10 protein-coding genes are annotated in these 12,121 nt (G+C 41.8%); 1 reads left to right on the top strand and 9 read right to left on the bottom strand.

Annotated elements, in window-relative coordinates; translation table 11 throughout:
- Positions 1-36: 36 nt before the first annotated feature.
- The 7 genes from ACIFOT_RS07430 to ACIFOT_RS07400 all read right to left on the bottom strand — a co-directional run bounded on the left by ACIFOT_RS07430 (position 37) and on the right by ACIFOT_RS07400 (position 6,640).
- On the bottom strand, positions 37-1,506 hold the full coding sequence (locus tag ACIFOT_RS07430; protein ID WP_430063569.1) for a protein adenylyltransferase SelO: 1,470 nt from the start codon (positions 1,504-1,506) through the stop codon (positions 37-39).
- 37 nt (positions 1,507-1,543) lie between these two features.
- On the bottom strand, positions 1,544-2,203 hold the full coding sequence (gene phoU / locus ACIFOT_RS07425) for a phosphate signaling complex protein PhoU (protein WP_430063567.1): 660 nt from the start codon (positions 2,201-2,203) through the stop codon (positions 1,544-1,546).
- Between the two features lie 14 nt (positions 2,204-2,217).
- Positions 2,218-2,991, bottom strand: coding sequence for a phosphate ABC transporter ATP-binding protein PstB (gene pstB / locus ACIFOT_RS07420; RefSeq protein ID WP_430063565.1), 774 nt, complete (start codon positions 2,989-2,991; stop codon positions 2,218-2,220).
- 12 nt (positions 2,992-3,003) lie between these two features.
- On the bottom strand, positions 3,004-3,825 hold the full coding sequence (gene pstB, locus ACIFOT_RS07415; RefSeq protein WP_430063563.1) for a phosphate ABC transporter ATP-binding protein PstB: 822 nt from the start codon (positions 3,823-3,825) through the stop codon (positions 3,004-3,006).
- 16 nt (positions 3,826-3,841) lie between these two features.
- On the bottom strand, positions 3,842-4,729 hold the full coding sequence (pstA, locus tag ACIFOT_RS07410) for a phosphate ABC transporter permease PstA (RefSeq protein WP_430063561.1): 888 nt from the start codon (positions 4,727-4,729) through the stop codon (positions 3,842-3,844).
- Positions 4,726-5,649, bottom strand: a complete 924-nt coding sequence (gene pstC, locus ACIFOT_RS07405; protein ID WP_430063559.1) for a phosphate ABC transporter permease subunit PstC — start codon at positions 5,647-5,649, stop codon at positions 4,726-4,728. The genes pstA and pstC overlap by 4 nt, the downstream gene beginning before the upstream one ends.
- Positions 5,650-5,728: 79 nt before the next feature.
- The gene (locus tag ACIFOT_RS07400) at positions 5,729-6,640 is read right to left on the bottom strand and encodes a phosphate ABC transporter substrate-binding protein (protein ID WP_430063557.1); all 912 of its coding nucleotides are present in this window, start codon (positions 6,638-6,640) and stop codon (positions 5,729-5,731) included.
- A gap of 228 nt (positions 6,641-6,868) precedes the next feature.
- On the opposite strand from ACIFOT_RS07400, the gene ACIFOT_RS07395 reads away from it, so the two are divergent.
- Positions 6,869-7,081, top strand: coding sequence for a hypothetical protein (locus ACIFOT_RS07395; RefSeq protein ID WP_430063555.1), 213 nt, complete (start codon positions 6,869-6,871; stop codon positions 7,079-7,081).
- A gap of 175 nt (positions 7,082-7,256) precedes the next feature.
- Here ACIFOT_RS07395 and ACIFOT_RS07390 read toward each other — a convergent pair whose 3' ends face one another.
- Together ACIFOT_RS07390 and ACIFOT_RS07385 are read right to left on the bottom strand one after the other, a co-directional pair.
- Positions 7,257-10,829 carry a PQQ-binding-like beta-propeller repeat protein gene (locus tag ACIFOT_RS07390; RefSeq protein ID WP_430063553.1) on the bottom strand — a complete coding sequence of 1,191 codons (3,573 nt, stop codon included), beginning with the start codon at positions 10,827-10,829 and terminating at the stop codon, positions 7,257-7,259.
- A 157-nt stretch (positions 10,830-10,986) separates the two neighbouring features.
- Positions 10,987-12,069: a DUF6702 family protein gene (locus tag ACIFOT_RS07385; RefSeq protein ID WP_430063551.1), complete on the bottom strand. Its 1,083-nt coding sequence runs from the start codon at positions 12,067-12,069 to the stop codon at positions 10,987-10,989.
- Positions 12,070-12,121: the final 52 nt, after the last annotated feature.

Genomic DNA, 12,121 nt, shown 5'->3' with positions numbered 1-12,121 from the left:
AAAGGGGATAATATCATATTGAGCGGCCTTTTTTTATCATGTACCGCAAAAAGTGCGGTATGGGCGGTTTGATGGCGCTGGAAGTGTGCAGTATTCCTCGTGTTTAGGCGACACTGTGTATGGGTTTGAAAGAACTTGAAGAAGCCTTTCCATCACACTATAGTCTCCCTGATTGACGGCGGCATCCAGTGCCTCCTCAACCCGGTGATTACGCGGGATTACTCCCGGGTTGGATTTTCGCATCAATTGCTGTGATGCTTCTTTCGACTCCTTCTGCCTGCTTAGTCTTTCCTCCCACTGCTTTTGCCATTGAACAAACTCTGGTGTTCCAAACATCGCCGTTTCATCTGGATTATCCATAGTTAAGGCCCTGAAGGTATTTGTATAGTCTGCACGATACTTTTGCATTATGCCGAGGAGATCATCGAACAAGGAATTGTCCTCTGCTTCTTCATTAAATATTCCAAGTTTTGCTCTCATTCCCTCAAGCCAATGACGACGATACAACTCCATGTATTCTGAAATCGCCTCTTGGGCTATTTTGATAGCCTCATTCTCATCTTCATGGAGCAGCGGCAGCAGAGTTTCTGCAAATCTTGCGAGATTCCATCCGCCAATATATGGCTGATTGCCGTATGCATAGCGGCCTTGCTGGTCAATCGAGCTGAAAACTGTTTCCGGATCGTACGTATCCATGAAGGCGCACGGACCATAGTCGATCGTTTCGCCGCTAATGGTCATGTTATCAGTGTTCATCACCCCATGAATAAAACCAACCAGCTGCCACTTTGCAATCAGTTTAGCCTGACGCTTTATTACTTCCTTAAGCAGCGAAAGGTATTGCCCCTCCCCTGCTTCAACTTCTGGATAATGGCGGTTAAGTGTATAATCAGCCAAAACTCGTAGATCTTCTACGGTTCCCCAATTTGCTGCATACTGAAAAGTACCAACTCGCAAATGACTGGCAGCCACACGAGTCAGAATAGCGCCAGGCAGGTAGGTTTCTCGAATAACTGGCTCACCTGTTTCCACTACGGCAAGGCTGCGGGTGGTTGGGATTCCTAGGGCATGCATGGCTTCGCTGATAATGTATTCGCGCAGCATCGGCCCAAGGGCCGCCCTGCCATCACCCCCGCGGGAGTACGCCGTTCTCCCTGACCCCTTCAGTTGAATATCAAACCGATTCTCTTTGGGAGTAATCTGTTCACCAAGCAACAAGGCACGTCCGTCCCCTAACTTGGTAAACCCGCCAAACTGATGACCGGCATATGCTTGTGCCAGAGGCGAAGCTCCATCAGGTATACGATTGCCAGCAAAGACGGCTATGCCATCTTCGTTTTGTAAGGTGGCGGCCTCCAAGCCTAGTTCTGTTGCCAATGCGCCATTGAGTATAATCAACTTAGGTGAGCGGACAGGAGTTGGGTTTTGGCTTGTAAAAAATATATTAGGCAGATGAGAATAACTATTGTCAAAGTTCCAACCTGTTTCTTTTATTTCTTTTCTCATACGGTTCTCCCTTTCCTTCTTGAAATAAAGAAATGAACTACGCGTTTAAATCAAAACGTTCCCCAGTCACAAGGTAGATAACATGTTCGGCGATGTTCGTCGAATGGTCCGCAATTCTTTCAATGTATCTGCAAACAAAAGCTAACTGTGTAATTTGATTCGTTTGTGCAGGATATTTCTGTATATAGCCCAAAAGTTCTTTAACTAAAGTTCCATACATTTCATCCACTTTGTCATCTTTTTTAGCGCATTGCTTTGCGAGATCAACATCTTCTGAAAGGAAGGCTTTTAAAGAATCACTTAGCATTTCTAAGGCAAGATCCATCATTTTGGGAATGTCGACTATTTCTTTAATATGTTTTTCTTTCCCTATGTGCAAGGTTGACTTTGCAATATTAACGGCATTATCAGCAATTCTTTCTACCTCGGAAGAAATTTTTAAAGCAACAACAATTTTTCTAAGGTCCCTGGCCACTGGGGACTCCTTTGCAATTAATATAATCGCTTTATTGTTAATTTCATGTTCTAACTCATCAATAATTGTATCATTATTAATGATTTCATTCGCTTTTTCAATATCCTGATTTATGAGGGTATTAATACTTTCTTTAATAGCATGTTCCGATTTACGAGCCATTTCTATAAGCATATCTTTTAATTGTTTTAAATTACTATCGAAATTTAATCTTGTGATCATTTTTGTCACCCCTATTAACCAAATCTTCCTGTAATATATCCTTCAGTCCGTTCATCACTTGGATTTGAGAAAATCTTTTCGGTTTTATCGAGCTCAATTAATTCCCCCATCAAAAAGAAAGCAGTTTGATCCGAAACCCTCGAGGCTTGCTGCATATTGTGTGTAACAATCACAATCGTATATTTTTCCTTCAGTTCTAGGATTAATTCTTCAATTTTTAAGGTCGAAATAGGATCAAGGGCCGATGTTGGTTCATCCATAAGTAAGACATCCGGTTTTGTTGCAAGTGCTCTTGCAATGCACAATCTTTGCTGCTGCCCGCCTGATAGACCAAGTGCTGGCGCATTTAATCGATCCTTTACTTCGTCCCATAAGGCTACGTCCATTAAAGATTTGGTTACAATCTCTTCAAGATGGGTCTTTCTTTTGATGCCATGGATTCTTGGTCCATAAGCAACATTATCAAAGATCGATTGTGGAAAAGGATTTCCTTTTTGAAAAACCATTCCCACATTTTTCCGCAGTTCTACTAGATCCATTCTTTCATTTAAAATATTTTGGCCATTATAGTTAATTTCTCCCGTCATCTTGACATTCGGGACATAATTAATCATCAGGTTCAATGTCTTGATAAAAGTTGACTTTCCGCAGCCGGAAGGACCAATAATCGCGGTTACTTCTTTTTTGTTTATCGGGAAGTTTATTTTTTTTAATGCATGATGCTCACCATACCATAAATTCAAATCATTTATTTGAAAAACCTGTCTATGTACCGTTATGGCAGACATACGAATCCTCCCTTATCCAAACCTTCCTGAAATGTACTCTTCGGTCTTTTTTTGTGAAGGATTGGTAAATATTTTTTCCGTTAAATCGTATTCAATCAAATCACCGCTTAAGAAGAAAGCTGTTTTGTCGGAAATACGAGATGCCTGCTGCATATTATGGGTTACAATTATAATGGAATAGTCCTTTTTTAATTCTACAATAAGATCTTCCACCTTTCCGTTAGAGATTGGATCGAGTGCTGAAGAAGGCTCATCTAGAAGCATAACGGTTGGTTTCATCGCAATCGTTCTTGCAATGCAAAGACGTTGCTGCTGTCCTCCTGAAAGACCTAGTGCTGATTTATGAAGACGATCCTTTACTTCCTCCCACAATGCGGCTTTTCGCAAGCTTTCCTCAACGATTCCATCAAGCACGCTTTTCTTTCTCGTTCCTGCAAACTTTAAAGCGTGGGTTATATTTTCATAAATCGATTTTGGAAAAGGATTCGGTTTTTGAAAGACCATTCCAATTTCTTTTCGTAATGCAACAACGTTTATTTGATCAGATAAAATATTCAGGTCCTCATAAATGATTTCTCCTTTTGCATGTGCTCCAGGAATAAGATCATTCATCCTATTAATGCTTCGTAAAAAAGTGGATTTTCCACATCCAGACGGGCCGATGAGAGCGGTTACGGAATTTTTTTCAATATCCAATGAAATCCCATTAACAGCTCGTTTTTCTCCATAAAAAATCTCTAAGTTTTTTACTTGCAATATATTATTTCTTTGCAAATTCTCAAGACTTTCAACCGCTTTTGTTTCGACCGGTCGTTCCTTTGTAGCTGTAACCATGATTACTCACCTGCTTTTATTTAGATGCTGTAATTTTCCGATGAATCATACTTCCGATCCATCTTGCCAATAAATTAAAAATTAATACAGAAATTACCAAAACCGCAGCTGCACCACTAGAGACCTCTTCTACATCCGGGATTAACCCCTGAGTATTGACAGACCAAATGTGAACCGCCAGAGTTTCCGCCGGGCGAAAAATATTTAAGGGTGAGGTTTGAGAAAATGGATTCCAATTTGCGTAATCCAGTCTGGGTGTAGACAATCCTGCTGTAAATAAAAGTGCCGCTGCTTCACCAAATACCCGCCCGGAAGCAAGGATGATTCCTGTTAAAATAGTGGGGAATGCACTTGGTAATATGACGGTTTTAATCGTGTGCCAATGTGTAATTCCTAATGCAAGGCTGGCCTCTTTCAATTCCCTTGGGACAGAACGGATAGCGTCCTCACTTACACGCACTATTACAGGTAAATTAAACACTGTAAGTGCTAATGCACCCCCTAATATGGTATAGCCCCACCCTGTTAAATTAACAAACATCAATAAACCAAACATGCCTATTACAATGGAAGGAAGCGACGCTAAAACTTCAATACATGAACGAATAATGTCTGTTACCTTTCCAGGTTTAGCATACTCAGCCATATAAATTCCGCCGCCAATTCCTAGTGGTACGGCAATCAGCATCGTAATAAACAGGACATAAAAAGAATTAAATAATTGATCGCGGATTCCCCCGCCCGCTCTTACGTTAGACGAAGGACCTGTTAAGAAATCAAGGGAGATGTTTTTTAATCCGTTTACTAAAATATAGTAAAATAAGCCGACTAGTATTGAAATAATAACAAGTGCAATGACATAAAAGACACCTGAAGCTAATCGATCAGCAGATTTGGCATTCATTTCATCTTCCTCCTTGAAGATAAATATCGGATGAGGAGAATAAATGCGAACGACATGATTAATAAGATTAATCCCATCGACCAGAGAGTATTATTTTCCACACTTCCATATGTGGTGTGCCCCATATTTAACGTAATAATGGTTGTCAAGGTTGCGGACGCATCCAGTAAACTTGAAGGCAAATTCTTCACGTTACCAATAACCATTTGAACAGCTAAAGCTTCTCCAAATGCTCTCGCCATCCCAAGTACAATAGCAGTGAGCAATGTTGGCATTGCTGCCGGAATCAGCACTTTTCGAATGGTTTGCCACCGAGTTGCACCAAGAGCATAAGAGCCTTCTCTTAAGGGCTTTGGCAAAGAGCTCATCGCATCTGTAGCAATGGTTGTTACCGTTGGCAGAATCATGACAGAAAGAACAATGGTTCCGGACAGTAGACTAAATCCAAGTCCACCGACATTTTCCCTGATAAATGGAACTAATACTGTAAGTCCGATGAATCCATAAACAACGGAAGGAATTCCGACTAATAGCTCAATGACTGGCTGCAAAATTTTTCTTCCCCAAGAAGGTGCAATTTCTGTCATAAAGATGGCTCCGCCAATACCTAACGGTGCCGCTACTAGTGCCGAAAGAAAAGTTACAGCAAATGAACCGAAAATAAATGGTAATGTTCCGTATGCGGGCTTAGCTTGATTAGTAGGATTCCAAGTCTTACTGGTTAAGAACTCAATGAGACTAACACCATTTTTAATAAAGGATTGCAAACCTTTTGTTCCTAGAAAAATTGTGATAGCAATCGTTGCCGAAATCATAATGACAGCACATAAAATCACTAGGGCTTTTCCTCTGAATTCCCCACCCATCCTATCTTTACTTGATTTTAAGAGTCTTTCTTTTGCAGGAACCAGTTTTTCCATATTGCACCAAACACCCCTAAATTACGTCGTAAGGGTAAATGTGCAGCCACATTTACCCTATTTAATGCCCTATAGTAAATTATTTATTTGTTTGATTCCCTTTAGCGTCACGTTCTACTTTCATTTTTGTTACAGGTAAGTAACCCTGATCTTTTAACAAAGTGTTTTGAACATCATCAGACATTAAATAATCTAAAAACGCTTTTGTAACACCAGTGGGATCCCCTTTTGTATATGAATGTTCGTATGCCCAGACAGGAAACTTGCCTGATTGCACATTTTCATCTGTCGGTTCAACACCATCGATAGATAATGGCGTTACCTTATCATCAGTGAAATAAGAAAAAGCTAAATAACCAACTGCCCCAGCCGTTTCATTAACAATTTTCTTAACCGTGTTGGAAGAATCTTCGGTAATTCCTTCTGCAGGTGTTGCTCCATCAAGAGCAAATTTATTAAAAACTGCACGAGTACCAGAAGCATCAGGGCGATTTACCAAGACGATTTTCTGATCTTTCCCGCCAACGTCCTTCCAATTTGTAATTTTGCCCGTAAAAACTTTAATGAGATTATCTTTTGAAATGTCCTTAATTCCAACATCTGGATTAACTGCAGCGGTTATACCAACAACCGCTACTTTATGATCCACTAACTGGTCGGCTGGAATGCCTTCTTTTTCTTCGGCAAAAACATCAGAGTTCCCAATCTGAACGGATCCTTCAGCCACTTGTGATAAACCTGTACCAGATCCGCCTGCATTTACTTGAACATCCACTTTTGGATTATTGGCCATAAATTCTTCCGCTGCAGCAGCAACAAGAGGCTGCATCGCTGATGAACCTGAAACAACCAGGGAACCTGATAGTTCCTTGCCACCTTTCTCAGCAGTATCTTTAGTTTCATCTTTTGTTGCACCGCCGCCACAAGCAGCTGTAAACACCATTAAAGCTATGACTGTTATCATTAACCTGATTTTTTTCAATTGCTTCATTTAAAAACCTCCCTATGACGTTGTTAATGCCTCCCTTACATTTCAATAAGAACGTTGTATAGTTGGCTTGTTCGAATTTAATGTATGGTTATAGATCAGTGTCAAGTATCTATAAAGAAAAATTTTTTTCTCTTTTATATATTGCCTTCCCCCAAATTAATTATTTGGGTTATTTTTTAAATTTTTTTATAACCTAAGATTACATTCATTTATAAGTGAGGGATCATTATGTCAGCAAATAACAAATATCAAACAGAGGCTGAGGTTGCAAATCGCAGGATGAGTCAAAAATTTAAAGATTACAGTGCAAGGGAGTATTCAGAGGGAAATTCTGAAGCTGAGATGGCCAATCATGACATTCAAGAACAATTTTATGGTAGGAACGAAGATAATCTTGCACCGTTCCATGTGGATGTCAACAATCCTCCAATAAAAAAATAATAACCTTTAACCAGAATCCTAACATTTCACATTGCACACATTCGAACCTTAATGTTTTCTAATCTAATTCCGATTCGGTTAATAACAAAAAGAAGATACAAATGATAATTAATGTATCTTCTTCTTTTTTACGAAAGTATTTTAATATTTAATTTTTAAGCAAGAAACCTATAGGTCAGTTCGCTTCCGGATCAATATCTGTCAGTTGATTTGCCCACTTGGCAATGTTTGCTGACGGGCTGCTTCCATCTGCAGGATAGTCCGTAATATGATACCAGCTAAGCGTACGTTTTTCGCCAGCTTTCACGCTAGCATCAAACGAGACTCCGAAGATATAGCCAAAAGCACTTAAGCCGGAAGGATGGTTTTTCGTCCAGGCAATTCCATGAGCAGGGCTTGCGATTGCAGTTTTCGGACCGTCATAAATATAGTTTCCAGTCCAACCGGAAGTCATAAAGCCGGGATTTGTTTTCGCAATTCCTGGAACAAACGCTGTGTCATCGGCACTGTCTGGATCAAGCAGGTATTGGAAATAACCATTGAAATCCTTCTCACCTGTATTCTCCAATTGGAGCGTAATCTTCACAACAGGTGCATTTGGAAGTGCCCGATACGTAACGGAAGTTTTAATAGAAGGATCGATCTGTGCTTGTCCGGAAGCATGGATGGAATCACCAATCGTTTCGATATTCGGAAGTGATAACCACTCGCCATCACGGCCCCATGGACGTTTCGGATCATTCATCGTTGGCGAAAGGATCCATTCACTCCAATCAAGCGTTTCCAATGCATTGGTATCTAGCAAGGCGATATCCCCAAGCCACCCAGGCTGGAATGTACCAGGCTGATTATTAGCTGCAACCTGGGAGGAAATGGTCGCTTGAATTCGGTTATTCATGACGAAGTGAAACGGATTGCCGCTATTGGCATCCAATCTCGGGCTTCCGAAATTAAAATCTGGTGCTTCCTGAGATACTCCTGCAACTGGTTCAGTGACTACTTTTACGTGTAATCCCATTGTCCGGTTTTCTCCGTTGGCAAGTTCCACTGAAACCGGCTCATTGCTTTGGTAGCCCCTGCGTACAACTGTCAGAGTATAGGTACCAGGCTTTAGTCCAAGCAGGTATTGTCCCTCGGTATTGGCAGATGAAATTTGGCGTTTCCCTTCGCTGTCTGTTGCAATAACCGTAGCACTGCCAACAGGTTTACCCAAGTCATCAGTCACTTGGCCAGTCAGACGCGGCCAGCGCTGGGCAGCCTTACCTCCTGGAGTAAAACCATATAGGTTTCCATCAAGCGCTCCAACCACGAGCGTATTACCAGAAATGGCCGGCGATGAAGCAACCCATGCCCCAATTTCATGCTGCAATAGAGGTTGTCCCGTTAAGCTGTCCAAAGCATAAAGATTTCCATCGTTCGAACCGATAAAAACCGTTTCGCCGCTCACTGCTGCAGAAGAAATGATTCCTCCCTTTGTGTGATAGCTCCATTTCTTTGTACCGGTTGCTGCATCCAATGCTGCGACATTTCCATCAGGGAATCCCATATATACGACTCCGTCCGCTACGGCTGGAGACGAACCAGTTGTATCCCCAGCAATATAGGATGAATCCGGGCTCTTGTAACGCCATTGTTCTTTGCCGGTGGATGCATCAAGAGAAACCAGCAATCCGCCATCATATCCCATGTATACCCGTCCATCTGCAATCGATGGCATTGAGTGCATCCAGCCGCCAGCCGGTTTTTTCCTCCACAGTTCTTTACCGGTTGAGGCATCTAGAGAGATCAGCCAGCCGCCATCTCCTCCTACATAAATCTTACCTTCCTCAACAACAGGAGTGGATTCGACAATCCAGCCGCCTGCTAAAGGAACATTCCATTTTTCTTCACCAGTTTTGGCATCAAGAGCCATCATTTTACCGCCGCTGCCTGTACTGTATGCCTGGTAAACTACTCCATCCTTTACAGTCGGAGAATAGTACATCCAAGCTCTTTGTACTTGATCTTTCCCAACCGTTTTTTCCCAAATAATCTCTCCTGTTTGGGCATTCATTGCATAAATAGTCCCACGGATGGAAGATGCATAGACGATCCCGTCTGCAACGGCAGGAGATGCTTGTACCTGGGCATCTGCCTTAACTTCCCATCGCTTGTTACCAGTTTCAAGATCGACAGCATGGATGGCATGGTGTTCACTGCCGCTTTCATCACGTGTTCCAACATAAACCATTCCATTTGAAATGGCCGGGGATGAGGTCAGGATTGTTCCTGGAGTCCGGTATGTCCAGCCCAGACTAAGACCTGCATCAAGAGTATCTTTCGCCGCTCCAGTGTGCTGGGCATTGCCATGGAACATGGACCAGTCGTTCCCCTTCTTCGGCGCAACACGTTTGTCTTTATCTACGATATTGAAGGTGTTGTTTTTAACCCAAACCTTTCCTGCATCATCTGTTACTCTAACTTCGATGGCATGCTGACCTTTTTCTGCCTTTTCGGCATCCCATTGTTCATGCCAAGCCATACCGCTGCTTTGCATTAGGTTTCTCCAAGAACCGCCATCAATCCGGTATTCAACCTTAATGACATTACTTGACGTGTTATAGGCATTTACCAATATGTCCATTTTTCCTTCCGGGACTTCGCTGCCGGCTGCCGGATGAACAATCGCAGCGCTTTGTTTTACGTCATACATTTTGTATTTCTCTTCCTGCTTATCACCCAGGAAAGAAACCATCCGGAATCCGTTTGGCATCTGGTCAATCGTGTAGGCACTAGAAACCGTTGTCACATGGTCTGCACCAGGTATAGTATCTGTTGCTACATCGTTAACATGAGTATGTCCCACCATCACCAAGCGGGTATTGTATTGCTTAAGAAGGTCGATAAATTGCTTCGTTTTATCCGGAGAAGGTGTTTGCGGCGTATTCATAGGTCTATGAACGAATACAACCACTTCCTTATCATCCTTCGCATTAATGTACAGATCCTTTTGCAGCCATTCCAATTGGTCTGGCTGATCAAAACCAAGAGTATTTTCCAATACTACGAAGTGACGGTTGCCATAATCGAAAGAATACCATTCCGGTCCAAGATAATCTCGGTACCGATCAATTCTTGTCTTATAGTCCGAACCCGGCGCAAAGTCATGATTGCCGACTGCTGGATAAACAGGAAGTTTTGAAGTAGACGTACTTGCCGTATAATCCCCAAATTCAGAAGGATCTGCACGATTGGTCAAGTCACCGCTAACAGCGATAAAAGCGGGATTTCCTGTCGATTCATTAATTTGTGCCAACTGGTCAGTAAAGCGTTCACGGTTATTGGCCGTGCCGGCTTGAACGTGTACATCGGCAATGTTGACAAAGCTAAAATTCGGATTACTACTCTCAGGCGTATGTACTAGACCAAAGTTTTGTTCCTTTGATTCTCCAGCTTGAACATTCCCTAACCGCTTGTAAAATTGCGGCGTTTTGTTTTGGTCAGTCGGAACGCTGTATCCGCTTGGAACGGTCGCAAACACTATATCGTCCAGACGCCTGTCTGTGTCTATTGTTAAGGTATAATTGCCCAGATCATCAGTGACGATTATGTTTTTACCGTCCGAGACGGATACATTTGGAATCCCTTGTTCATTCCCGTCCCGAATTCCATTCCCGTTTTTGTCAGCGAAAACAGTTCCCTTAATCGTAGCAGTTGGATTATCCGCAACAACGGGTTTTATTGTAGCTGCAAGAGCGAGACCGCACATCGCAGCCGCAGCTACTGGTTTAAGTTTTTGTTTGACGGTTTTCCCTTTGTCTTTTCGTGTCTTTATCTTGTTTCCCCCCTATTTTTTTATTTATTTCCCCTATCAAATTTATAACTAAGTAAGTAAATGTTCGCATCACCACCTTAAAAGTTATTTATTAAGCAAAGAAACGCTCAAAGTACCAGATTATTCCCATTCCAAAGATCCCAACCGTCGCTGCTGCCTGAACGATAGTGGACCATTTAAACTTTCGGATATAAACCAGTAAGGGAAATAAAATCAAAATAATTAAGGCTTGTCCTGCTTCAACACCAATATTGAATGAGAAAATCGACAGGATCGACCTCCAGGTAACGTCGTTTGAAAGCTGCAATGCCCCCGCAAAGCCAACCCCATGGATAAGTCCGAATCCGAATACGACGGCAAATCGATATTTGGGTGAAAAACCAAAGTAGTTTTCTACGGCTACAAATGCAATGCTTAGAGCAATTAGCGGCTCAATAATGTCTGCAGGGAATTGGACCAGCTTTAACGCGGTTAACCCAAGGGTAATACTGTGGGCTAAAGTAAAAATTGAAATGACCTTTAATACATCAGAAATTCGGCGAGCCCCAAATACGAGGGCGATGACAAAAAGGATATGATCATAACCAATCATGATATGGTGGAAACCAAGCTGAACGAACCGTAAAAACTGTCCTGCCAAGCTTTCTTTTCCAGCATTAAATTCCCTGTCTTCGGCATTGAAAATAAATTGCCCTTTTTTATTATCTAAGTCGTATGACATAATATTTCGATGCATGGAGTCATTGTCATCAAAGAAAACACTATAATGTATTTGTATGGAGGATTTGTCTGAAGGGATAGGAAATTCGAGCCCTATTTTGGCGTAGTCCCTCCCTACCCTGTTTTCGATATCTGTAGATATTACAGCTCCCCTTGCTTTGGCCCCATCAATAAATACTTCGAAGTGAGAATCAAGGTATTCAGCAACAGCCCCACGTTGCTTTGCTAACGCACTATTCAACAGGTCTTCCTCCACACCTGTACGAACACCAAAATCGATCAGCCGCCCAAGTTCGAAAAAATCAAGATGTAATTCTATATGGAGCTTATCCTTTTCAACTGTAATTTTCGAATACCCTTCACTATTATCCGTATGGGCCGATGCATTAATAGGTAAAAGTGTTAATGTGATAAAGCAGATAAACGCAGCAAACCCAGCTATTATTTTTTTCAATGGTATTCACACCTTTAATCTAGTAATTTCATTCAGTAACTTCTACTAAATC

It is taken from the genome of Neobacillus sp. NRS-1170 (genome assembly GCF_050468025.1).
Note: the sequence above shows the minus strand (reverse complement) of the source record. Positions and strands in the feature narration are given on the sequence as shown.

Bases quoted from the DNA above. Each gene is read 5' to 3' on its own strand.
- pstC (WP_430063559.1), bottom strand. From the start codon at position 5,649: ATGGAAAAACTGGTTCCTGCAAAAGAAAGACTCTTAAAATCAAGTAAA.
- pstA (WP_430063561.1), bottom strand. From the start codon at position 4,729: ATGAATGCCAAATCTGCTGATCGATTAGCTTCAGGTGTCTTTTATGTC.
- phoU (WP_430063567.1), bottom strand. From the start codon at position 2,203: ATGATCACAAGATTAAATTTCGATAGTAATTTAAAACAATTAAAAGAT.
- pstB (WP_430063563.1), bottom strand. From the start codon at position 3,825: ATGGTTACAGCTACAAAGGAACGACCGGTCGAAACAAAAGCGGTTGAA.
- pstB (WP_430063565.1), bottom strand. From the start codon at position 2,991: ATGTCTGCCATAACGGTACATAGACAGGTTTTTCAAATAAATGATTTG.
- ACIFOT_RS07430 (WP_430063569.1), bottom strand. From the start codon at position 1,506: ATGAGAAAAGAAATAAAAGAAACAGGTTGGAACTTTGACAATAGTTAT.
- ACIFOT_RS07395 (WP_430063555.1), top strand. From the start codon at position 6,869: ATGTCAGCAAATAACAAATATCAAACAGAGGCTGAGGTTGCAAATCGC.
- ACIFOT_RS07390 (WP_430063553.1), bottom strand. From the start codon at position 10,829: ATGTGCGGTCTCGCTCTTGCAGCTACAATAAAACCCGTTGTTGCGGAT.
- ACIFOT_RS07400 (WP_430063557.1), bottom strand. From the start codon at position 6,640: ATGAAGCAATTGAAAAAAATCAGGTTAATGATAACAGTCATAGCTTTA.